The 23,169-nt window shown below is 52.1% G+C and carries 20 protein-coding genes and 1 tRNA gene; 3 read left to right on the top strand and 18 right to left on the bottom strand.

Annotated features, from left to right (window positions below; translation table 11 throughout):
• Positions 1-145 precede the first annotated feature (145 nt).
• Positions 146-2,983, bottom strand: coding sequence for a DUF4397 domain-containing protein (locus tag ACFODX_RS09920; protein ID WP_378118600.1), 2,838 nt, complete (start codon positions 2,981-2,983; stop codon positions 146-148).
• Positions 2,984-3,294: 311 nt separating this feature from the next.
• On the opposite strand from ACFODX_RS09920, the gene ACFODX_RS09915 reads away from it, so the two are divergent.
• Complete coding sequence (locus tag ACFODX_RS09915; RefSeq protein ID WP_324258617.1) at positions 3,295-3,897, top strand: sigma-70 family RNA polymerase sigma factor; 603 nt, start codon at positions 3,295-3,297, stop codon at positions 3,895-3,897.
• The gene (locus tag ACFODX_RS09910; RefSeq protein WP_378118597.1) at positions 3,894-4,565 is read left to right on the top strand and encodes a ChrR family anti-sigma-E factor; all 672 of its coding nucleotides are present in this window, start codon (positions 3,894-3,896) and stop codon (positions 4,563-4,565) included. Before ACFODX_RS09915 ends, ACFODX_RS09910 begins: the two co-directional genes overlap by 4 nt.
• Positions 4,566-4,781: 216 nt before the next feature.
• Here ACFODX_RS09910 and ACFODX_RS09905 read toward each other — a convergent pair whose 3' ends face one another.
• The 17 genes from ACFODX_RS09905 to bioB form a co-directional block, all read right to left on the bottom strand.
• Positions 4,782-5,198, bottom strand: coding sequence for a type II toxin-antitoxin system HicB family antitoxin (locus ACFODX_RS09905; RefSeq protein WP_378118595.1), 417 nt, complete (start codon positions 5,196-5,198; stop codon positions 4,782-4,784).
• A gap of 68 nt (positions 5,199-5,266) precedes the next feature.
• Positions 5,267-5,449: a type II toxin-antitoxin system HicA family toxin gene (locus ACFODX_RS09900; RefSeq protein WP_378118593.1), complete on the bottom strand. Its 183-nt coding sequence runs from the start codon at positions 5,447-5,449 to the stop codon at positions 5,267-5,269.
• 155 nt (positions 5,450-5,604) lie between these two features.
• Positions 5,605-7,731: a polyribonucleotide nucleotidyltransferase gene (gene pnp / locus ACFODX_RS09895; RefSeq protein ID WP_378118591.1), complete on the bottom strand. Its 2,127-nt coding sequence runs from the start codon at positions 7,729-7,731 to the stop codon at positions 5,605-5,607.
• 290 nt (positions 7,732-8,021) lie between these two features.
• On the bottom strand, positions 8,022-8,291 hold the full coding sequence (gene rpsO / locus ACFODX_RS09890) for a 30S ribosomal protein S15 (protein WP_324258620.1): 270 nt from the start codon (positions 8,289-8,291) through the stop codon (positions 8,022-8,024).
• 180 nt (positions 8,292-8,471) lie between these two features.
• Positions 8,472-9,446, bottom strand: coding sequence for a tRNA pseudouridine(55) synthase TruB (gene truB / locus ACFODX_RS09885; RefSeq protein WP_378118588.1), 975 nt, complete (start codon positions 9,444-9,446; stop codon positions 8,472-8,474).
• A 6-nt stretch (positions 9,447-9,452) separates the two neighbouring features.
• Positions 9,453-9,875 (bottom strand): 30S ribosome-binding factor RbfA, encoded by a 423-nt coding sequence (gene rbfA, locus ACFODX_RS09880; protein ID WP_378118585.1) that lies wholly within the window; start codon positions 9,873-9,875, stop codon positions 9,453-9,455.
• Positions 9,876-10,033: 158 nt separating this feature from the next.
• A complete protein-coding gene (gene infB / locus ACFODX_RS09875; RefSeq protein WP_378118583.1) occupies positions 10,034-12,802 on the bottom strand; it encodes a translation initiation factor IF-2 in 2,769 nt (922 codons plus the stop codon).
• A gap of 59 nt (positions 12,803-12,861) precedes the next feature.
• The gene (gene nusA / locus ACFODX_RS09870; RefSeq protein WP_378118581.1) at positions 12,862-14,343 is read right to left on the bottom strand and encodes a transcription termination factor NusA; all 1,482 of its coding nucleotides are present in this window, start codon (positions 14,341-14,343) and stop codon (positions 12,862-12,864) included.
• A 110-nt stretch (positions 14,344-14,453) separates the two neighbouring features.
• Positions 14,454-14,951, bottom strand: coding sequence for a ribosome maturation factor RimP (gene rimP, locus ACFODX_RS09865; protein ID WP_378118579.1), 498 nt, complete (start codon positions 14,949-14,951; stop codon positions 14,454-14,456).
• A 299-nt stretch (positions 14,952-15,250) separates the two neighbouring features.
• Positions 15,251-15,327: transfer RNA gene (locus ACFODX_RS09860), tRNA-Met, on the bottom strand.
• Between the two features lie 153 nt (positions 15,328-15,480).
• Positions 15,481-16,359, bottom strand: a complete 879-nt coding sequence (locus ACFODX_RS09855) for a putative metalloprotease CJM1_0395 family protein (protein ID WP_378118577.1) — start codon at positions 16,357-16,359, stop codon at positions 15,481-15,483.
• Positions 16,360-16,391: 32 nt separating this feature from the next.
• Positions 16,392-16,649: a flagellar basal body rod C-terminal domain-containing protein gene (locus ACFODX_RS09850; RefSeq protein WP_378118575.1), complete on the bottom strand. Its 258-nt coding sequence runs from the start codon at positions 16,647-16,649 to the stop codon at positions 16,392-16,394.
• Positions 16,650-16,818: 169 nt separating this feature from the next.
• Complete coding sequence (locus ACFODX_RS09845) at positions 16,819-17,508, bottom strand: DUF2459 domain-containing protein (protein WP_378120082.1); 690 nt, start codon at positions 17,506-17,508, stop codon at positions 16,819-16,821.
• A 21-nt stretch (positions 17,509-17,529) separates the two neighbouring features.
• Positions 17,530-18,228 carry a dethiobiotin synthase gene (bioD, locus tag ACFODX_RS09840; protein ID WP_378118573.1) on the bottom strand — a complete coding sequence of 233 codons (699 nt, stop codon included), beginning with the start codon at positions 18,226-18,228 and terminating at the stop codon, positions 17,530-17,532.
• Positions 18,221-19,804: a malonyl-ACP O-methyltransferase BioC gene (gene bioC / locus ACFODX_RS09835; protein WP_378118571.1), complete on the bottom strand. Its 1,584-nt coding sequence runs from the start codon at positions 19,802-19,804 to the stop codon at positions 18,221-18,223. Before bioC ends, bioD begins: the two co-directional genes overlap by 8 nt.
• Positions 19,797-20,990 carry an 8-amino-7-oxononanoate synthase gene (gene bioF / locus ACFODX_RS09830; protein WP_378118569.1) on the bottom strand — a complete coding sequence of 398 codons (1,194 nt, stop codon included), beginning with the start codon at positions 20,988-20,990 and terminating at the stop codon, positions 19,797-19,799. Before bioF ends, bioC begins: the two co-directional genes overlap by 8 nt.
• 69 nt (positions 20,991-21,059) lie before the next feature.
• Positions 21,060-22,118 carry a biotin synthase BioB gene (gene bioB / locus ACFODX_RS09825; RefSeq protein WP_378118567.1) on the bottom strand — a complete coding sequence of 353 codons (1,059 nt, stop codon included), beginning with the start codon at positions 22,116-22,118 and terminating at the stop codon, positions 21,060-21,062.
• A gap of 353 nt (positions 22,119-22,471) precedes the next feature.
• Here bioB and ACFODX_RS09820 point away from each other — a divergent pair, with 353 nt between their 5' ends.
• On the top strand, positions 22,472-22,984 hold the full coding sequence (locus ACFODX_RS09820; RefSeq protein WP_378118565.1) for a ComF family protein: 513 nt from the start codon (positions 22,472-22,474) through the stop codon (positions 22,982-22,984).
• Positions 22,985-23,169: the final 185 nt, after the last annotated feature.

The following is a 23,169-nucleotide window of genomic DNA, read 5'->3' as shown; positions in this document are numbered from 1 at the left end:
ATTGTTGATCCATAAATCATGTGTATCACTACACTAATACACAATCCGCACCATCACAAGCCTGGAGTGATAAATTTATATTTTCTGACGCAAAAAAAAGCCCGGGCAAGCCCGGGCGTTACTGGATGGAACACTCAGCGCTAACTTATTGCGGCGCTAACGCATCCAGGCCGATTACAGACAGGGGCGCAGTCAAACCAGCACCATCGCGGGCAACAGCGGTGTATACCATGCCGTTGGCAAAGGTCAGGCTGGCTTTGATGGCTTCGGTCTTGGTACCAGTGGGCGCAACAATCACATCGTAATCACCCGCCGCCAGCGATACATAACCGGTGTCTGCTTTGAAGGGCACATTGCTAAACGCCGGAGCAACATTGGCAATAGAGGCGCCTGCAGCGACCACATAGATATCCACGTTGCCCGCCAAGGTGGAGGCATGTACCAAACGCACTTTAGCTTCGGTCGCCACTTTGCGGTTGTTGTCAGTCAGCAACAGCGGCTCTATGTCAGCCAATGCACCTACCGCCAGCAGGGTGTATTCAGTGCTGTTAGCCAGTGGCACGTCTGCATTAATCACAACGGGACTAGTCACGCCAGTAGGAACCACTTTGAAGTTGTAAGTGGCGGCAGGCAGGTTCAGGTAGTTGGTAAACGCCGGGAACGCCAGGTTAGCCACAGCAGGTGTTGCACCGTTGTTAGCCAGCACATCAACTGCCGGAGCGTCGGCAGAAGCGTGTACCACGCGCAGGTTGGCACCGGCATTCACATCACTCAACACTGCCACGTTAGCGCCATCAACCACAATCAGTTGGATGGGTGCTGAACCAGTGCCTACATTGGGCACAGCGCCAATCAACAGGTCTTTACCACTGGTGAGTGCAACAGAACCTGAGTCAAACACTACTGTGTTGTCGGGCAGGGTTACACGGATTTGATAAGTACCTGCAGGCACTTCTACCGGGCCGAGGGTTTCTTTGAACTCAAAGCTGCCCAAAACGGTAGCGTCGCTCAAAGTGGCGCCCGGTGCAGTCACATGTACACGCACTTCAGGCGCAGCGGCAGCCAGGTGCGCAACACGTACACGCACATTGTTGCCGTTGGCCAGTTTGCCCATGTCGCTCAACAGCAGCGGCTCGATATCGGCAACGCTGTTAACCGCCAGTACGTCGTAACGGGTATTGGCATCAAAGGTCAAATCCACAGGGCCGATCACAGTCGCATTACCGCCGGGGATCACACCTTCCACAGCAATATTGTGGGTGCCAGCGTCCAACTCCAGATAACCAGTGGTTTTTTGATAATCCAAACCAGAAGCTACTTCGCCACCATCAACCCAGAGATTTACCTTGGGTGCATCAGCAGACGCATGAATCACACGTACATGGGTTTTGTTTGGCGCCAAGCCATCCAAACCAATTACGCCCAGCGCAGCAGTCAGGCCGGCACCGTCACGGGCGATAGCAGTGTAAACACCACCGTTTTCCAGGCTCACCGGGGCTTTAATAGCTTCGGCCTTGGTGCCGGTCGGGGCGATGATCACATCGTAATCACCCTGCGCCAGGCTCACGTAGCCAGTGCTGGCCTTGAAGGGCACATTGCTGAAGGCGGGCATTGCGTTAGCTATGCCTGCGCCAGGAGCAACTACATAAATGTCCACATTACCGGCCAGGGTAGAACCGTGCACCAAACGCACTTTGGCTTCGGTAGCCACTGAGCGGTTGTTGTCGGTCAACACCAAAGGCTCGATGTTAGCCAGAGCACCCACTGCCAGAATGCTGTAAGCACTGCCGTTTGCCAGAGGCACGTCAGCATCAATCACTACTGGCTCAGTCGCAGCGTTAGGAGTGACTTTGAAGTTGTAGGTCGCCGCTGGCAGGTTCAAATAACCAGTTGCTTCAGGGAAAGCCAGGTTGGCGATTGCAGGAGTAGCGCCATCGTTAGCGGTGACATCTACTGCTGGTGCATCGGCAGAGGCATGCACTACACGCACATCAGCACCGGCATTTTTGTCGTTGATAATGGCAACATTGTTACCATCCAAAACAGCGAGACTGACGGGTGATGAGCCAGTGCCTACATTGGCCACTGCACCGATCAGCAGGTCTTTACCCGCGGCCAGAGTAACGGCGCCAGAGTCATAAACCACAGTGTTGTCGGCCAGCGTCACACGGATTTGATAGGTACCTGCATCTACTTCTACCGGGCCGAGTGTTTCTTTGAATTCAAAGGTGCCTAATGGCGCAGCACCGGCCAGGTCGGCATCGGGAGCGGTAACAAACACCTTAACTTCGGGCGCTGCAGCGGCCAGGTGGGCAACACGCACGCGCACTTTGTTTGCATCACTCAGGCTGCCGGTATCAGTCAGAACCAACGGCTCTATGTCGGCAACCGCACCCACTGCAATAACGTCATAGTCGGTATTGCCAGCCAGTGTTAGCGGCACAGGGCCGATCACTGTGGCATTGCCGCCGGGAATTACACCTTCAACAGCGATGTTGTAGGTGCCTTCATCCAGCTCCAGTACACCGGTGGATTGTTGGTAATCCAAACCGGATACCGCCACTGCACCATTCACCCAGAGATTAACCTTGGGCGCATCGGCTGAACCGTGGAATACACGCACAGTGGTTTTGTCCAGTGGCACAACTGTGACCGTTGCCGAGGCTTTTTTGGTTGTATCCGCCGCACTGGTTGCCGTCACGCGGTAAGTGCCGGGAGTTGCCGGCGCAGTGTAAATACCGGCCGAAGTCACAGTGCCGCCATTCGCCTCATCAACCGACCAGGTCACCCTGGTGTTTTTGTCGCCTGCAACCGTCGCCACAAAATTTTGTGTCATGCCAACTTTCACCGTCACATTGGCTGGCGCCACTGAGACAGTCACATTTTTCTTGTCGTCATCACCACCACATGCGACGAGCACCAGACTGAACAGTGCCAGCCCCAGCCCTTTCGCAAGGGTAGAAAAACCTCTGAGTGATTTCATTTTCCTTACCTCTGGTATTGATCGTTTTGATGTTATCGGCACCGGTAAAGGTGCATGTCTGGATCGGAAACACAGGGCTAAACCCATTACTTCGTTGGGTAACAGCGGGTAGGGTTTACGCCCCACTTTTTTGGGAAGATCAAAAGAGCGTAAAAAAAATGAAAAATAATTGTGCAATCGCGCTCTTCGGCACAAATTCGCAATTAACAGCTAATTTGTAGTGAAAAAGGTTGATCCAGAGGCAGAACCAGCGCGTAAAAGCCAGCTGGAGACTATCTAAAACTACCCGGTGAGCGATAATGAGACATCAAATGACGACGACAAAGGCCAAGTCGATGAATGACTCAAGCGCAGCAAACGACACCCAAGACTGGGGCGCACTGCTGGCCCGCGTGGCCGAGAACGATGACAAAGCGGCCTTTCGTGAGATCTATAAACACTTTGCACCACGTATCAAAGCCTATGCGATCAATCAGGGTTTTAGTCAGCACGCAGAAGTTCTGGTGCAGGAAGTAATGACCAGCGTGTGGCGCAATGCGGGGAAATATTCAGAGGCACTCGCCTCGGTATCTACCTGGATCTTCACCATCACCCGCAACCAGCGCATCGACATGCTGCGTAAGTTAAATCGCACCCGCAATGAAGTCGTCGTAGAAACCGAAGATTTGTGGCAGATCCCCACCGAGGACACCACCATCTGTTCCATTCAAAATTTATCGACCGAAAAGTTTGTAAAAACCGCCATCGATAAATTGCCAGAGGAACAAATGATTGCTCTGCGCAAAGTCTATTACGAAGGTAAAACCCACGAGGAAGTGGCTGAGGAGTTAAAAATTCCTTTGGGGACAGTGAAGGGCCGCCTGCGCCTGTCACTGCAAAAATTAAGAGTTATGTTTGAGGCAAAAGAAATATGAGTGCCTATCATCCCGATGATATGACGTTAATGAATTACGCAGCGGGCAGCTTGAGCATTCCCCAAGCGTTAGCGGTATCTGTGCATCTCTGCTTTTGCCACGAGTGCCGCGATCTGGTGAAAAATTTTAATCACCTGGGCGGCGCCCTGTTGGAAACTATCAAACCCGCCAGCACCGAAGACGATGCGTTTGACGCGCTGATGGCAACGCTTGAACCGCACGATCACAGCCATGTTCCCAAGGTGAAAATGGAAGCTACCGAGACGGGTCGTATCACCCAACATTTCCACAACCCGCTGCTGCGTTATTTACCCGCACCGCTGGCGGAATTGCCTTGGCAACGCCAAACCAAAGAGATCAGCAAGTTCGATCTAACATCCTTGTTAGGCATTAAAGGCTTCCAGATCGCACTGCAAAAAATCAACGCCGGCGCCAAGGTTCCCAACCACACCCACAAAGGTTTTGAATACACCGTAGTTCTCAGCGGTGGCTTTTCCGATGAACTGGGCGTGTACCACGAAGGCGATTTCATCGCCCGCGACACCAGCCACAATCACAGCCCCACCGCACTGCAAAATGAAGATTGCATTTGCCTAACCGTACTCAATGCACCACTGAAATTCACCGGTTGGCAACGCGTTTTTAATCCGTTTATGGCGTGGCACTAGTAGTTACCCTGAAATGAAAATCCCCGCTACGTGCGGGGATTTTTATTTGTAAGCCAAAAAACAATTTGCCAATAAAAAAACGCCCGCGTCTTGCGAGGCGGGCGGTTTCTTAATTGTTTTAAACATTTTCTCTAAATGCGTTCACGCACTTTTCTGCCACCAACCTCGATCAAGCCATTCTGGCCGATCTTACTGCCTCTCCTTTTCAAACATTTATTACACCGAACTCAACCGCCCCAACTCATGAAGCGCTGCTTGTGCTAAAAAGCCCGAGCGGCTTTTGTAGATTGGTTGGCGCGCGACTGTGTCGTCGATTCGTTTAATTAATACATCCGGCAGGGTCACATTTACTTTTTGGCTTTTGCCCAGATAAGGCGTGATATCTACCTCCACCAAGGCCCACACCCAACCTGCATAATCTTGATTATTCAAGTGTGATTGCACATCACTTGCCTGCGGGATATCCAAGCCATCTTCGCAGAGAATTTCCAAATGCCCTTCGATCGCTTCGCGCGCATTCAGTACTGCTTCTTCAAAGGTGTCACCAGCTGAAAAGCAGCCGGGGATATCAGGCACTACAACGCCAAATGCGCGGTTTTCATCTCCGGGCTCAATCACTACTGGATACAACATATGTAATACCTATTTTTTACCGGATAAATATTGATGAAATACTGGTGGGTTTTGTGGATTAATCGCTTTCACAAAAGCCCCGCTTGTTTTTTGATTTCCCTAACCAGACCTATTCCCAATGCTTTTTTGGGATGGGGAACAGTAATCGTCCCAGGTCTTTCGGGATGCTTGAAGTGATGATGGCTGCCTTTGGTTCTCACCAAATACCAGCCCTCGGTTTCAATCAGCTTGATCAGTTCTGCACTCGTCAATTCCAGATTCCCACCTTAATTACCTACATCCATATTATTGGCCAAGCTCACAAATAATAACCCCAATAACCCCAAAAGAACAAGCAAGTTGACCGTGAACAAAAACGCCCGCGTCTTGCGAGGCGGGCGTTTTTATTAGCGTGGAGCTGGAAAAATTACTCTTCAGTAACTTCCGCTGGTGCTGCTGCACCTGACTCTTCTGCCAAGGCTTCTTTGATGGAAAGTTTGATGCGACCGCGTTGGTCTACATCCAAACATTTCACTTTAACCACTTGGCCTTCTTTCAAATAATCGCTCACGCTGTTTACGCGCTCGTCGGCGATTTGAGAGATGTGTACCAAGCCGTCTTTGCCTGGCAGGAAGTTAACAAATGCACCGAAATCTACGATGCGCACTACAGTGCCTTCGTAGATTGCACCGATTTCAGCTTCAGCAACAATGCCTTGTACGCGGTAAATAGCAGCGTTCAATGCATCGGTGTTGTCAGCGTAAATCTTCACGGTGCCATCATCATCGATGTCGATAGAAGAACCGGTTTCTTCGGTGATTGCACGGATAGTCGCGCCGCCTTTACCGATGATGTCGCGGATCTTGTCCGGATGGATTTTGATGGTTTCAAAACGTGGTGCATTTTCGCTAACCACATCGCGTGATTTTGCGAGCACTTTGTTCATCTCACCGAGAATATGCAAACGCGCGGCCAGAGCTTGCTCCAGTGCGATTTCCATAATCTCTTCGGTGATACCTTCGATCTTGATGTCCATTTGCAGTGCAGTCACACCGCTGGTGGTACCGGCTACTTTAAAGTCCATATCGCCCAGGTGATCTTCGTCGCCGAGGATATCGGTCAATACCGCAAAACCGTTGGCTTCTTTCACCAGGCCCATCGCGATACCGGCAACTGGTGCTTTCAGCGGAACACCCGCATCCATCAATGCCAATGAAGAACCGCACACAGAAGCCATGGAGCTTGAACCGTTAGATTCAGTAATTTCACTCACCACACGCAGGGTGTAAGGGAAATCTGACTCTGCTGGCAGAACCGCAGCAACACCGCGACGCGCCAAACGGCCGTGACCGATTTCGCGACGGCCAGTAGCGCCCATACGACCACACTCACCTACAGAGAAAGGTGGGAAGTTGTAGTGCAGCAAGAAGGCATCTTTTTTGGTGCCTTCAAGGAAATCGATGATTTGTGCATCGCGCGCGTTACCCAAAGTCGCTACTACCAGCGCTTGTGTTTCACCGCGAGTAAACAACGCAGAACCGTGGGCTTTGCCCAGTACGCCAACTTCTACTTTAATCGGACGCACGGTTTTGTTGTCGCGGCCATCGATACGTGGCTCACCGGCCACGATGCGTGAACGCACCAAACGGTATTCCACCATGCCAAATTCGGCTTTAACGTCGTCGGCAGAGAAACCGGTCGCTTCAGTTGCCAATTCTGCAACAGCTTGTGTACGCAGCTCACCCAAACGGTCATAACGCTTGGCTTTGTCGGTGATGCGGTAAGCCATGCCGATTGAATCGCCAAAGTTTTTCACCAAAGCATCGGTCAGTGCAGTGTTAGCTGCTGGCGGCTGCCAATCCCAACGCGGTTTGCCAGCATCGCGCGCCAATTCCGCACAGGCTTGTACAACCGCTTGCATTTCCTGGTGAGCGTAAAGAACAGCGCCGAGCATAATGTCTTCCGGCAATTCTTTTGCTTCAGATTCCACCATCAATACGGCGTCTTTAGTGCCTGCAACTACCATGTCCAACTCAGAGGTTTCGAGTTGTTTGAAGCTTGGGTTGAGGATGTAACCTTCGTCCTGGGTGTAACCCACACGCGCAGCACCAATCGGGCCGTTAAATGGGATACCAGAGATCGCCAGCGCGGCAGAAGTACCGATCATGGAAACAATATCCGGATCGTATTGTTTGTCAGTGGATACCACAGTACAAACCACTTGCACTTCGTTCAGGAAACCTTCCGGGAACAGTGGGCGAATCGGGCGATCAATCAAACGCGAAGTCAGGGTTTCTTTTTCAGAGGGGCGACCTTCACGCTTCAAATAACCACCGGGAATACGACCAGCGGCATAACTTTTCTCTTGGTAATGCACAGACAGGGGGAAGAAATCTTGGCCGGGTGATGCTTGTTTTGCACCTACAACGGTACAAAGCACTGTGACTTCACCCATGGTTGCCAGTACTGCACCGGTCGCTTGACGCGCGATACGGCCAGTTTCGAGGGTTACGGTTTGGTTGCCGTATTGGAACTTTTTAATAATCGGATTCACTCTTTTATCCTTTCATTTTCAATTTAATTTGCGTTCGGTTTTTACTCTAGGAACGCACCTTCTTCATACACTTCATTTACTACTAACTGCTTACTACTTCTACACTTTTTACTGCTTAAGGCTTTTATTACTGACTCTTTATCACTCAACTTTATTAACTAACGCTTCAGCTTTTTAGCCGTTTATTACCGAACTGCAATTATTAAAACAATCTCACACCAAAATTCTGTTGCCAGGCTTTTTATGGCTGAAAAATAAAGTGCCCGCCAAGTGGCGGGCACAATACACACTTAGCGGCGCAGACCCAGCTTTTGGATCAGTGCAACATAGCGAGAAGAGTCCTTACCTTTCAGGTAGTCCAACAGTTTACGACGGGCATTTACCATACGGATCAGGCCGCGACGTGAATGGTGGTCAGCCTTGTGGCTAGCGAAGTGACCTTGCAGTTTGTTGATGTTGATAGTCAACAAAGCTACTTGAACTTCGGGCGAACCAGTATCGCCTTCTGCTTGTTGGTACTCTTTAACGATTGCAGCTTTTTCTTGAGCACTCAGTGCCATGATGTTTTCCTCAATGAATATGCAAATTAATTACAGCCCAGCCGCGCATATTTACAGGTGGGTTGTTGCGGTGATTATCCGGCGCTCATATAAAACGCTGGATGTCAGCCGCGGCTTTTTATCGATTAGCAAATTGCCATCTCGATAAACTCTGCTGCCAAACTCGCGTGATCTTGTGAATCAGCGATTGGCCAAAATACGTTTGGGCGCGACGCCGCCCTCATCATTAATACTGCCCAAACCGAGAAACGCACGCGGCGATTGATCGGTTTCTGCACAAAAGACGCGCACAATATCACCTTGCTGGCCAAATCGGTAGACCTTGGACACCATCACCGGATTGCCCAAGCGGAAGTAATAGGCGCTGTTAGGCGGCAGGTCTATGGCAGGCAAACTGGCCACCGGTGCATCGGCGCTGAGCAAGTAGCTATCCAACGCGGCATAGGCAGCTTCATCGCCTGCTTCAGATTGCACTTGGATAAAACGCGCTTCTAACTCCTCCAAAGTCACACACTGGGTCTCATCAAACAGGCCAGCCAGTGAGCGGTGCAGGGTTTTGACGTGGGCGCCGCAGCCGAGGGCAACCCCCAAGTCCACGGCGATAGAGCGAATATAAGTGCCTTTGGTACAGCGGATATCCAACTCCACCTCTGCCGCCTCACCCGCGCGAAACGCCAGAATCTCCATCTTGTGGATAGTCACCGGGCGCGGCGCACGCTCCACCTCTACCCCTTGGCGCGCCATTTTATAGAGTGGCTGACCATTGAGTTTGAGTGCGGAGTACATAGGCGGCACTTGCAGTATGTCGCCGATAAGTGGCTGCAGAGCAGCTTCCACCTGCGCAAGGGTGATGCCCGCCGCCGATTTCTGCTCCAGCACCTCACCGTCAGCATCGCAGGTATCCGTGGTGACACCCAAGCGAATACAGGTGCGATAGCCCTTATCGGCATCTAACAAGAATTGCGAGAACTTGGTGGCCTCACCAAAACACAGCGGCAACACACCGGTGGCGAGCGGATCCAGCGCACCGGTATGACCGGCCTTTTCCACAAAAAACAAGCGCTTGGCGCGCTGCAAGGCATGGTTGGAGGTCATACCCGCGGGTTTGTGCAATAACAGTACGCCATCCACCGGACGGCCTTTTCTACGTGCCATGGATAATTACTCGCCCTTATTGGTATCGGGCGCAGCGTCATCCGCTGGCTCATCGTCATGCGGGTGCAGACTGTCTTCTTTTAATGCACGGTCAATCAGGCTGGACAAGTGCTGGCCTTTGACCGAGGTCTTGTCATAGATAAATTGCAGCTTGGGTACAGTGCGCATACTCAGTTCTTTAGCGAGGAAGGTGCGCAAAAAACCACTCGCTTTATTCAATGCAACCGCTGCTGCAGTGCTTTCCTGTTCGTCGTCGACGCCGACAAAAGTCACATAGACCTTGGCATAGGCCATATCGCGAGTCACAGTCACTTCATTGATGTTCACCAGGCCAATGCGCGGATCGCGAATTTCACTGGGAATCACCTGCGCCAAAATACGCTGGATGGCGTCGGAGACGCGGTCTGAACGGGTAAATTCTCTTGGCATGCGCCACTAACCTCAGTAATTACCCCCTCCCAACCTCCCCCTTGGCAGGGGGAGAAGCTGTTACTGCCTCACCTTATTAAGGGGAGGGCTGGGGAGGGGTCAAAAATAACAAAGCCCCACTCCTGGGACAGGAATGGGGCGTGAGTGTTGCAGCCAGCTTAGAGCTGACGCGCCACTTCTTTCACTTCGTAGACTTCGATCTGATCGCCGACTTTCACGTCGTAGTTCTTCACGCCGATACCACACTCGAAACCATTGCGTACTTCGCTGACGTCATCTTTAAAACGACGCAGGGATTCAAGTTCACCGGTGAAGATCACCACGTTGTCGCGCAGTACACGGATCGGCTTGTTACGCGATACCGTACCTTCGATCACCATACAGCCAGCCACTTGACCAAACTTGGGCGAGTTGAACACTTCGCGCACGTTTGCAATACCCACGATGGTTTCCACACGCTCTGGATCCAGCATGCCGCTCAGCGCAGCTTTCACTTCGTCCAGTAATTGGTAAATGATGCTGTAGTAGCGAATGTCCACGCCTTCGGTTTCCGCCAAACGGCGGGTTGCACCATCGGCACGCACGTTGAAGCCAACAATAATCGCACCCGAAGTAATCGCCAGGTTCACGTCATTTTCGGTGATACCGCCGATACCGGAAGAGATAATGTTCACTTGAACTTCATCGTTACCAATTTCGTTGAGTGACGCCATGATCGCTTCCAGAGAGCCGCGCACGTCAGCTTTCACTACCACGGTCAAGGTCTTCTTCTGGCCAGCTTCCATATTGGAGAACATGTTTTCCAACTTGGATGCCTGGAAGCGCGCCAATTTCTCTTTACGCTCTTTTTCCGCACGGAACTGCGCCACTTCACGGGCTTTACGCTCGTCAGTCAGCACAACAAAATCATCGCCGGCGCTAGGTGGGTTATCCAAGCCTAGAATTTCTACGGGTGTCGATGGCCCTGCTTCCTGAACTTGCTGACCGCGCTCGTTCATCATGGCGCGCACGCGGCCATAACTTTGGCCAGCGAGGATCAGATCGCCGTGTTTGAGCGTACCCTGTTGTACCAACATGGTAGCAACGGTACCGCGGCCTTTATCAACACGCGCCTCAATCACCACGCCTTTAGCTGCAGCGCTAGGTACAGCGGTCAATTCCAGCACTTCTGCCTGCAGGGAGATAGCTTCCAACAGTTCATCAATACCTTGACCTGTGTGTGCCGATACCTGGATGAACTGGGTATCACCACCGTAGTTTTCAGGGATAACGCCCTTCACTACCAGTTCGTTGGTGACGCGATCCGGATCTGCCGACGGCTTGTCGCACTTGTTGATAGCAACAACTATAGGTACACCTGCCGCACGGGCATGGAGGATAGCTTCTTCAGTTTGCGGCATCACACCGTCGTCAGCCGCCACCACCAGAATCACCACGTCAGTTGCCTTGGCACCACGGGCGCGCATCGCAGTAAACGCGGCGTGACCGGGGGTGTCGAGGAAGGTGATTTCACCGCGTGACGTGGATACACGATAAGCACCGATATGCTGGGTAATACCACCCGCCTCACCGGCGGCCACCTTGGCTTCACGAATGTAGTCGAGCAGCGAGGTTTTACCATGGTCTACGTGACCCATCACGGTTACCACTGGCGCACGGTGTACCAAATCACCCTCGGTTTCGAGAGATTTTTCCAGCGCGTGTTCGATGTCGTTCTCGCTCACCAATACGGCTTGATGCCCCATTTCCTCAACCAATAACACCGCCGTATCTTGGTCGATAGATTCGTTCATGGAGGCCATCACGCCCATTTTCATCAAGCGTTTGATCACTTCGCCAACCTTAACTGTCAGACGCTGTGCCAATTCCGATACCGCAATGGTCTCAGGAATATTCACTTCGTGAACAATCTTGGTGGTCGGCTTTTTAAAGGCGTGTTTGTTGTTCTTTTTGTGGCTGGCGCGCAGGTGGCTGCGACGCGCTAATACATCGCTGTCTTCACCGTCTTCTGCCACAAAATCCAACAACTCCAAACGCGGGTTCTTTTTAGGTACGGCGCCTTTCTTGACTGCCTTACCAGCACCGCGCTTGTTGCGCTCTGATTCATCATCAATATCATCCGCTTTGTGATGACTTTTCTTGTGGCCGTGACCATGGCCGTGTTTGGTATCTTCTTTTTCAGCCGGTGGCGCAATAATCGCTACCGCAGGCTTACCCTTGGAGGGGCCGCGAGCATCAGGACGCGCTTGCTTGGCGGGAGCAGCCGCAGCACTCTCGGCAGGTTTCTCAGCACGCGTCGCATTGCGCTTGGCTTCCTCAGCCGCACGCTTGGCCTCTTCTTTGGCTTTCAATTCTGCTTGACGCGCGGCCTCTTCCGCCTGACGACGCTCAATCGCAGCGCGACGCTTTTCCTCAATACCATCGGTAAAGGAAATACGGTGTGATGGCGCCTCAACAGCAGCCTCTACCGGAGCCTCGGCTTCAACCACAGGCTCAGGCTCGGGAGCAATAACCGGCTCCGGCTCTGGCACTTCAACTGGCGCCACAACAGGCTCAGGCACAGCTTCAGCTACTACCGATTCCTGCTCTGGCTCAGGCATTTCTACCGCAACCGTTTCCGCCACTTCGTCCTCGCGCTTGATGTAAGTACGCTTTTTGCGCACTTCAACATTCACGGTTTTCTTTGCATTACCCGTACCGGTTTTAATGGTCGTAGTGATTTTGCGCTGTAGCGTGATCTTGGTAGGCTCACTGGTGGCCTCACCATGACTGGTTTTCAAAAAGCTCAGCAAGCGCTGCTTTTCTTCGTCAGAAACTTTTGCGTCCGCGTTCTTGTGATGCAAACCAGCCTCTTGCATTTGCTTAAGCAAACGCTCTACCGGTGCACCTATCGATTTGGCGAGTTCGTTAACGGTTACTTCTGCCATTGTTTTTCCTCGGGAATTGTTCGTTGCCTACAGGGTTTTGCTCACAGGGTGGCTCACACTTAGGCAAACCAGGGCTCGCGCGCTTTCATAATCAGTGCGGCGGCACGAGTCGCATCAACACCTTCAATATCTACTAATTCATCAATCGATTGCTCAGCCAGATCTTCCATAGTCACAATACCGCGGCGCGCCAATTCGGCAGCCAGCGAATTATCCATACCTTCCATATTCAACAAGTCTTCAGCGGGAGCAACACCTTCCAGGCGCTCTTCCGATGCCAGCGCCTGAGTCAGCAGTGCATCTTTGGCACGTGCGCGCAACTCTTCCGCAATAGTTTCATCAAAACCGTCGATGGCGAGCATTTCTTCCAGAGGAACATAGGCCACCTCTTCCAAAGTGGTGAAGCCCTCTTCAACTAACACACCAGCGATATCCTCATCGACATCCAGCGCATTCATGAACATGCTGATGTAACTACCGGATTCAGCTTCCTGCTTGGATTGCCATTCGGCAACGCTCATGACGTTAATGTTCCAGCCAGTCAATTCGCAGGCAAGACGCACGTTTTGACCGCCACGCCCAATCGCCATGGCCAAATTATCTTCGTTAACCGCCAGGTCCATGGAACCTGCATCCTCATCTACTACGATGGACTCGATTTCCGCGGGTGACATGGCATTAATAACAAACTGCGCCGGGTTATCGTCCCACAGCACAATATCAACACGCTCGCCGCCCAACTCATTGGATACGGCTTGCACGCGCGAACCGCGCATACCAACACAAGCACCTACAGGATCAATGCGGCCATCGTTGGTTTTCACAGCGATTTTTGCACGCAAACCCGGATCGCGTGCCGCGCCTTTAATTTCAATCACTTCTTCAGCAATTTCCGGCACTTCAATTTTGAACAGTTCAACCAACATTTGCGGGTTGGAACGGCTCAGTAAAAGTTGTGGGCCGCGCGCTTCGGTGCGCACTTCTAATAACAGCGCGCGGATGCGATCGCCCATACGGAAAATTTCGCGGCCAATCAATTGATCGCGCGGCAAAATACCTTCGGCGTTATTGCCCAAGTCAACAATAATGCTATCGCGTGTTACTTTTTTCACGGTACCGCTGATCAACTCACCCATACGGTCACGATATTCGTCAACCATTTGCGCGCGTTCGGCTTCGCGAACTTTTTGCACTATGACCTGTTTTGCCGTTTGTGCCGCGATACGGCCAAATTCAGCGTTTTCAATTTTTTCGCGAAAAATATCGCCTACTTTCAAGCTCGCATCTTTATCGCGCGCTTCATCCAGATATAACTGCGTGCCTAACTCAGCCATGGCGTCATCGGCAACCACTTCCCAAATGCGATAAGTCTCGTAATCGCCATTCGCGCGATTAATAACAACCTCGATAGAGGAATCTTCTTCAAAGCGCTTCTTGGTTGCCGTAGCAAGTGCAGTCTCAATCGCTTGGAAAATTAATTCCTTATCGACGCCTTTTTCATTTGATACCGCATCAGCGACCAGCAAAATTTCTTTGTTCATTGGTTTGCCTCTGTTAACTCCTCAAGCCAGTGAGATGCACACACTCACCAGTAAATGACGTTTTCCATCTGATTAAGCTGCAAAAGAATTCTTGCAGCGTTTTATGACAATTACTCTTTATCGTCGAGCAAATTATGTTGGCGCATAACCTCGTCATAGCGGGGCTCAACATTTGCCTTATCAATCGTATCGATGGGCAATTGCACCTCGTTATTATCAACCAGCAAAAACACATCACCGTTTTCTACTTTGCTAATAACGCCCTTAAAACGGCGGCGCCCTTCGCGCGCAATACGCAGACGCACACTGATAGTTTCACCCACATAACGCAAATACTGCGCTTCTTTATAAAGTGGGCGATCCATCCCGGGTGAAGACACTTCAAGGGTGTACTCACCATCGATAGGATCTTCTACATCAAACACACTGCTGATTTGGCGACTGACACGCTCACAATCTTCCAACGACACACCATTAGGGCCGTCGATAAAAATACGCACAGTGGTGTAGCGCCCTTGGGTTAAATACTCCAACCCCCAGAGTTCACAACCCAAGGCGGTAGTGACGGGAACAATTAACTGCTCTAACAATTCTTGCTTGGATGCCATGCTTAAATCCGCAATAAATCAGGCTGCAAAAACCAACAACCCAGAAAACAAAAATGGGCTCAAGGCCCATTCAAACGATAACTTCACTTACCGCACAGGCCAGTGTGCGGGGTTTGATTCTGCGAGAATCAAACCGAAAACATAAAAACGACAAATACAAAAAAGCCCCATAAAGGGGCTTCTCGACTTGAATCTGCCTTTCAACAAGGCAAATTCAATACTTCTTGTTATTGGCGAGAAACGGGACACCCTATCTCAACCTGTTTCTTGCTTTAAAACAAACAAGAAGCAAAGAATTTTGGTTGCGGGGGCTGGATTTGAACCAACGACCTTCGGGTTATGAGCCCGACGAGCTACCAAGCTGCTCCACCCCGCGACTGAAACTCACATTTGCTAACTGCTCAAGTGAGGCCGCGAATTATAGGGACGCGACCTGCATCGGTCAAGGAAAAAAAACAAATAAAAAGCGACATTTCCTGGGCTGGCTGGTTTATTGAGCAAGATGATCAAAAGATGGCAATAACCCAGCCTAAACCCGCTGATTCAACAAGCCCCCTAGGCTAGGGCTGGAATCAAATACCCCTATCTCCAGCAGGCGGCGGTTAATATCAATATTGCGCTTGGCGAACTCATTAAACAGCTCCGCGCGCGCCTGACGTTGATCCAACTGACGCTGCTCAGCCTCAAAACGCTGTTGATCCTCTTGCAAACGCTGCTCCTCTTCGGCCAGGCGCGCTTTTTTCTCTTCGGCCTCCTGAGCAGCAGCTTCGCGACGAGCATCGGCATCAAACTCACTATTAGGCTCATTTGATGCTGATGAGGTTTCGCCAGCCGGCGCCGCTGCCGCAGTGCGCTCCTGCGCTTCAATTGCCTGCTGCTCGCGCAATTCGATTCTGGCTTGCTGCTCCATTTGCGCCGCTTGCGCCGCTACGCGAGCGTCTTGAGAGGAAGGCTCAGCCGGTGCGTTGGCGGCGCGACGCAACTGCTGGGCTTTACGCAGAGTAGCCTCAGGGTCACCGGGAATAGGGCTGGTGTCGATTTGCACCTCACCACCAATCGCATAACTCACACCGTCGGGGCCGCGCTGATAGGTGTAGCTGGTGCCGCGTGCATGCTGGCCCGCAACAGCAGCATGGGCTTGCTCGTGCGCACGCACTTCGCGGTCGCGTGCTGCCAAGGCCTGGATCTGCTCACGCGCGCCACGCTCAAGACGATCGCGCTCCACATCATCGTTGGGGCGCTCATCGGGAAAGCGGCGATTCAGGGCGCGCCCCGCTTCAGCCAGTTGTTCCGCTGGGCGAAAACTGGAGGATTTAAGATCTTCACTTTCCTGGCTAACAGGTGCGCGCCCCACTGGCGCAAAGGGCGCAATGGTGTTGGCATAGTTAGAAGGAATACTACTGATCACTTGGATCTCCTCGATATTTCACGCAAGTCAGCTCAAGCCCTGACGTCCAATAAAGTGCCTATAGTTTCATCCGCCGTTTTGACCACTTTGGCAGAGCTATCGAATACCTGAGCCTGCACCTTCATATTGACCATGGCTGAGGCCAGATCTTGCGATTGTCCGGACTGAGCAGCGGCATCGCTGCGCTGGGTGGTACCCATCTGCGCCACTTGCTGCGCCGACTGCAACATAGATGCCTGACTTTTCTGCATACCAATCAGGCCTTGGTTGACAACTGAACCTACGTCCATCCGCTTACCCTCAGAGAATTATGGATGACCGGCAAGCCTTACTCACAACTCGCCCACTATTAATGACAAGTCTACGCCATGGACGCACAAAAAACAGCCAGAATTGCCGCTTTCATACTTTGTTTTTAAGATGAGTTAGCTGTAAAAAGCGAAGCGATATAACCAGTAATTATTCCGGCCGGGGTAGTGAATCTTTTCCAATCAAACCAATAGCTTGCTGATGCACAGAGATTTGCTGCGCCTGCTCAAACACACTTTGAGCAGTCAGCTTGAAGGCGCTGCGCACCGGCAAGCCGGCAGCTTGCAGAGCGCGGCCGCTCCAGGTGTTGCAGTTGGCGAACAGGCCATAATCGTGGCGGGACTTATAGAAATGCCCGGTTCCTTCAAGGTAGGCGGGCAAAGGGATTAGCTGGCCGTGTGTATCCAGGGCAAACGAATCGTCCAGATAGCGAATCAGCTTGCGCATTGCCTCATCACTGATTGCGATGGGCACATAAGTATCTGCAGGAATTTGCGCAAACGGAGAGCTGTTGTAACTGAGCAGCTGCAGCGCTGAATAGCGCGAGGCGACCAGCGCCTTGGCCGCTGTGCCGACGGACTTACTCCTACCGGTGAAGTAATCGCCGTCACCCCAGCCGATGCGCACAAACTGTCGCCCCGCAGCTTCGGCTTGCATGTGACGGCTGTAACGCGCGACGGTTGTGGCATCCAGCATCAAACTGGTGTGCCACTCGCGGTAGATAAAATAGAAAGTATGCTCAACCTCAGTGACGGGGATGTTGTTTTTGTCGGGCAGACTAGTGCAAGCGGCCAACCCGCTTGCTAAGAGCAAAACCAATAAGCGCCCGATAACATTCATCACGAATACTCTCACTGACGATTAAGCGCCAGTAAACAACTGGGCGATAGCGGCTTGATTAAGCGCAACCGACACCACATTCGGCTCAGCCGGCTCCAGCCAGGGCACCACACCTAAACAGGGTGCAGGAATGCGCGCCGCGAGGCTTTGAATATTTTCCTGCAACGCAGGCATGTCTGCATCCACGCAATTAGCAACCCAACCAGCAAGGGTTAAACCATCGTTGCGAATCGCCTCAACCGTGAGCAGTGCATGATTGATACAACCCAAACGCATCCCCACCACCAAAATAACCGGCAAGCGCAAAATGCGCGCAAGATCCGCTAGGGTTTCGCTGGGGTTTAAGGGCACGCGCCAACCACCGGCGCCCTCGATGAGCGTGACATTGGCCTGATTCAAACTGCCGCGACAAAACCCGGCAAGACGATCCGCCGAGAGCACACGTTTTTCCTGTTGCGCGGCGATATGCGGGGCTATGGCGGCCTCCAGCGCGATGGGATTAATTTGCTCATAGGCCATAGGCTCGGTGATGACCGATTGCAATAACAGCGCATCGCTATTGCGCAACCCCGCGTCAGTTTTTTCGCAGCCTGCTGCCACAGGCTTTAACCCCGCCGTCGACAAACCCATATTATTTGCCGCCACCAGCAGCCCCGATGCGATTAATGTTTTGCCAACATTGGTATCTGTACCGGTGATAAAAAATGCTTTTTTAGCCATGATGTTTTTCTGCATCCACTTTAGTCGCGGTTAAATAAATAACATCGTAACTGGCGGGCAAACCCCGCACAGTGCGAAACATTTCGTAAGCCTGTTTAAACGCGGCGAGGCGTGCGCGACTGGTTAAACCTTCCGGTTTGCCGCTGTTGATATTGTGTGCGCCTAGCGCTTTTAATTCGCGCGTTAAATCATTTACCCGCGCAAAATACAAGGTCAATTCATGTTGGTTTAGCTGCACCAGCTGCAAACCACTCTGCGCCAGCGCGGCGGTAATTTCTGTAGGCGGTGCAAAACGGTTGACGTGCACATAACCATCCACCTGCTGCCAAGCTGCTTTTAATTCATACAAGGTGGATGGGCCGAGGGTGGCGATTAATAATTTTCCTTCAGGCTTTAGCACCCGCTGTAATTCCGCCATCAATTGCGGCAGATTGCTGCACCACTGAATGGCCAAGCTGGAAAAAATCACATCGACACTTTGGTCGGCAAGCGGCAGGTTTTCTGCATCGCCACCGAGCCAATAAATTTCGCCGGCGTGTGTGGTGCGCGCAAATTGCAACATGCCCTGGGCTATATCCACACCCATCATTTGTGCAGCGGGATATTTACGGCGAAGCTGCGCGGTAAAAAAACCGGTGCCGCAGCCTAAATCCAACACGCGCGCATTTGCCGGCAATTCATCGGGTAGGTATTGCAAGAGTGCCGTACCTACATCGCGCTGCAATTGCGCCACCGAATCGTAAGTTGCGGCAGCGCGACCGAAGGACTGGGCGATTTTCTTTTTATCCAGCAGGGGCGGTTGCTTTGGCGATAACTGTGGCGATAGCTGTGACGATTGCTGTGATGATGCGAGACTGAGTAAAAAATATTTCACCACCTCAATCACTGCTTGCGGTTTGCTCCAATGCAACGCATGGGCGGTATTTTCCAGCACCTGAATCTGTTGCTGCCGATTTAATTCGCGCAAGGCAGCAGCGGCAGCAACAGGCACCAGCGCATCTTTTTCGGCGAACAAATGCAAACCGGGCTGGGTCAGATTGGCAAAGGCAGCGCGGTTATCCAGCTGCGCCAGCAACACCAAAGCATCTAACCAATTCTGATTGGGTTCACCTATTTCCACGCGGCGTAATTGTTTTAGAAGATTGCGCTCTTGCTCATCGCCCTGCGCCAATAAACCGGTGAATAGTTTTAAAGTCGCTTGAGCGTCCTGCGCAAAACCCTGATTGAATTGGCGATTGACACTGCGCGCCATAGCGCTGGGGTAATCCGGCGCAGCCACAAATTTGGCGTTGGCTGCCAGCGAAATAACCCCGATGATTTTTTGCGGATGACGCGCGGCTAACTGCACCGCCAACATGCCGCCGAGCGACCAACCCATCACCACGGCATCTTGGGGCATTTGTGCGGCGATTTTATCGAGCACCGCATCGAGCGAATACTCTGCCAATAGCTCAGTCTGACCAAAACCAGGCAAATCGATCAGTTGCACTCTGGCGATTTGTTGCAGCGCAGGCAAGACAGGTTGCCAGATGCGGCTATCGCAACCCCAGCCGTGAATCAGCACCAGATTAATCATGCGCAACCTCGCGCGGCATTTCCTGCAGTATGTCGGCGAGTGCAGCCAAGAGTTGATCCACCTGCACGATACTGTGTTGCGCCGAAAAGGTAATACGCAAACGCGAGCTGCCAGCTGCGACAGTAGGTGGGCGAATCGCAATAATTAAGATGCCGCGTTCGGCGAGTTTTTGTGAAATCAATAGAGCGCTGGCTTCATCGCCAATCACAACGGGTTGAATTGGTGATGCGGACTCCATGAGCTGTAAATTTAATGCCTGGGCACCCGCGCGAAAATGTGCGATCAATTTATTCAGCTGCTCGCGGCGCCAATGCTCTGTTTGAATTAAACGCAAACTCGCGCGTGTTGCTGCTGCAACCGCAGGTGGCATGGCGGTGGTGTAAATATAGGGGCGCGCAAATTGAATTAAACTTTCCACCAGCGTTTCGCTGCCCGCGATAAATGCACCAAAACTGCCAGCGGCTTTGCCCAGTGTGCCCATTAAAATCGGCACTTCATTTTGGGTTAACCCAAAATGTTCGCAGGTGCCAGCACCGGTTTTACCCAAGCAGCCAAAACCGTGGGCGTCATCCACCATCAACCAAGCGGCATTTTTTTGCGCAACGGCGGCGAGTTCTGGCAGCGGCGCCGTGTCGCCATCCATGCTGAACACACCATCCACCACAATTAATTTGCGTGCGGCTGCGGTTTTATCCAAACGGTTTTGCAAATTACTCAAATCATTGTGCAAAAACCGCTGGAAACGGGCGCCACTTAATAAACCGGCATCGAGCAAACTGGCGTGATTTAATCGGTCTTCAAAAATCGCATCACCCTGCCCCACCAATGCGGTAATGGCGCCCATATTGGCCATGTAGCCGGTGGAAAATAACAGCGCTCGCTCGCGCCCGGTAAATGCGGCCAATTCTTCTTCCAGCGCGTGATGTTCACTGGAATGCCCGGCGACTAAATGGGAGGCGCCACTGCCCACGCCGTAGTAACTGGCGGCTGTTTGCAGTGCCGCAATCACATCAGGGTGATTGGCCAACCCCAAATAATCGTTGCTGCAAAAGGCGAGATATTTTTTGCCATCAACCATCACTTCAGGTTGCTGTGGCGATTGCAGGGTTTTGCGGGTGCGATACAAATGTGCAGCGCGGCGTTCAGCAAGCAGGGGAGCAAGCGTTTGATCAAGATGAGAGGACATGAATGAGGCACACGTAGGGCGGGTTAGCGAAGCAACCCGCCATATTGATCCATCAAGGATTGAAAGAAATTATTTCGCCGCGTTATAGAACATCGAATCCAGTGCGGCTTCCTGCAGCTTGTTCACAATCGCCGCTTCCTGTTCGCTTTCATCTTCATGCACTTCATAGGCCTCGGGTTTAATACCGAGCTTTTTAAACAGTTGCATATCTTTGTTAGCTTCAGGGTTGGGCGTGGTCAGCAATTTTTCGCCGTAGAAAATCGAATTGGCGCCCGCCAAAAAGGCCATGGCTTGGGTCTGTTCGTTCATTTGCTCGCGGCCGGCGGACAAACGCACATGGGATTTGGGCATCAGAATGCGCGCCACGGCAATGGTGCGAATAAATTCAAAAGGGTCGAGATCGGCTTCATTTTCTAGCGGTGTGCCGCCCACTTTTACCAGCATGTTAATGGGCACTGATTCGGGGTGATCGGCCATATTTGCCAGTTGCTGCAATAGGCCAGCGCGATCACTTTCTTCCTCACCCATACCCACAATGCCGCCGCAACAGACCTTCATGCCGGCTTTACGCACATTGGCGAGAGTTTCCAGACGGTCTTGATAGGTGCGGGTGGTGATGATTTCGCCGTAGTATTCCGGTGAGGTATCCAGATTGTGGTTGTAGTAGTCCAAACCGGCATCGGCCAACTCCTGGGCCTGGGCTTCATCCAGCATGCCGAGGGTCATACAGGTTTCCAGCCCCAGTTCTTTCACGCCTTTCACCATGGTAGTGACATAAGGCATGTCTTTGTTTTTGGGTGAGCGCCAGGCCGCGCCCATGCAAAAACGGGTTGCACCTGAGGCTTTGGCGGCCTTTGCCTCCTCGATCACTTTTTCTACGGCCATAAGTTTTTCGCGCTCAAGACCGGTGTCGTAGCGAGCCGATTGCGGGCAGTAGGCGCAGTCCTCTGGGCAGGCGCCGGTTTTGATTGAACAGAGCGTGCTCACCTGCACCTCGTTCGGGTTGAAATAGGCGCGATGCACACTTTGCGCCTGAAACATCAGGTCGCTAAAAGGCAGCTCAAACAGGGCAAGGATTTCAGCGCGAGTCCAATCGTGGCGAATGCTGGGAGCAAAACTGGCGTTCATAAAATGTCCATAACAAAAAGAAGATAGATGATGGCATCTTAACGAAGAGGCGAAAGCTGTCAACCTGAAAAAAAATTTTGGTTTACTACTGGTTTTTGACAAAGCCGGGAGGGCTACCGACAATATCCCACTCGCCTCCACAAACATAAGGAGTCTGTATGTGGCATCTGGCCTTGAATAGTCTTGGGAAACTCCTCCCACAGCCCTGCCTACTTTGCGGCCAAGCCAGTAATTGCAGGCTTTGCAGCGAGTGTGAGCAATCACTTCCACGACTGGATTTACACCCGTGGCGCTGTGCTCAATGCAGCCTCCCTCTGGGCGCCCATGCCACCTTGTGCGGCCACTGCCTGCGCATGCCACCCAGGTTTACCCAGTGCGCCATTCCCTACAGCTACAGCCATCCACTGGATTTTTTAATCCATCAGTTCAAATACCGGCGCCAGCTGGCAAGCGGTAAGCAGCTGGCGCAGCTGTTGATTCGCCACTGCGAACCATTGCCCAAGCCTGACTTGTTAGTGCCCGTCCCCATGCACTGGCGCAAGCGTTGGCAGCGGGGGTTCAATCAGAGTGAACTACTCGCACGGCCGCTTGCCAAAAGCCTGGATATACCGCTGGTGCAAGCACTGGAGCGCCGTCATCACGGTCACGCCCAAAAAGGGCTTGGACGACAGGAGCGCATGGGCAACCTGCGTCAGGCATTTAGCATCGCCCCCAAACACCTCACGCAGATCCAAAATGCTCATATTGCGCTGGTGGATGATGTTGTGACCACTACTGCCACGGCGCGCTGCCTGAGTGAATTGTTGATTAATGCAGGTGCCGCAAGGGTAGATATCTGGGCATTGGCACGCACCCCCGATCACTGAACTGAATTCAGCATCATAGAGCTTAGGACGGAATGAACCCCGCTCAGAACGAGTACGTAAAGCCAAGGTAAATCCGGCGTTTTATTCCTACCCCGGGTGATAAATTGTCGCTAGTATCTAGTTGCCGCCAGTATCCGGCGCCATAGCTACTCCGATTTCAGGTTATCCACAATTTAAGGAATTTC

Source organism: Cellvibrio fontiphilus (assembly GCF_042646205.1).
In the GTDB taxonomy this organism is placed as follows: Bacteria; Pseudomonadota; Gammaproteobacteria; order Pseudomonadales; family Cellvibrionaceae; genus Cellvibrio; species Cellvibrio fontiphilus_A.
This window is presented reverse-complemented; position numbering and strand designations above follow the sequence as displayed.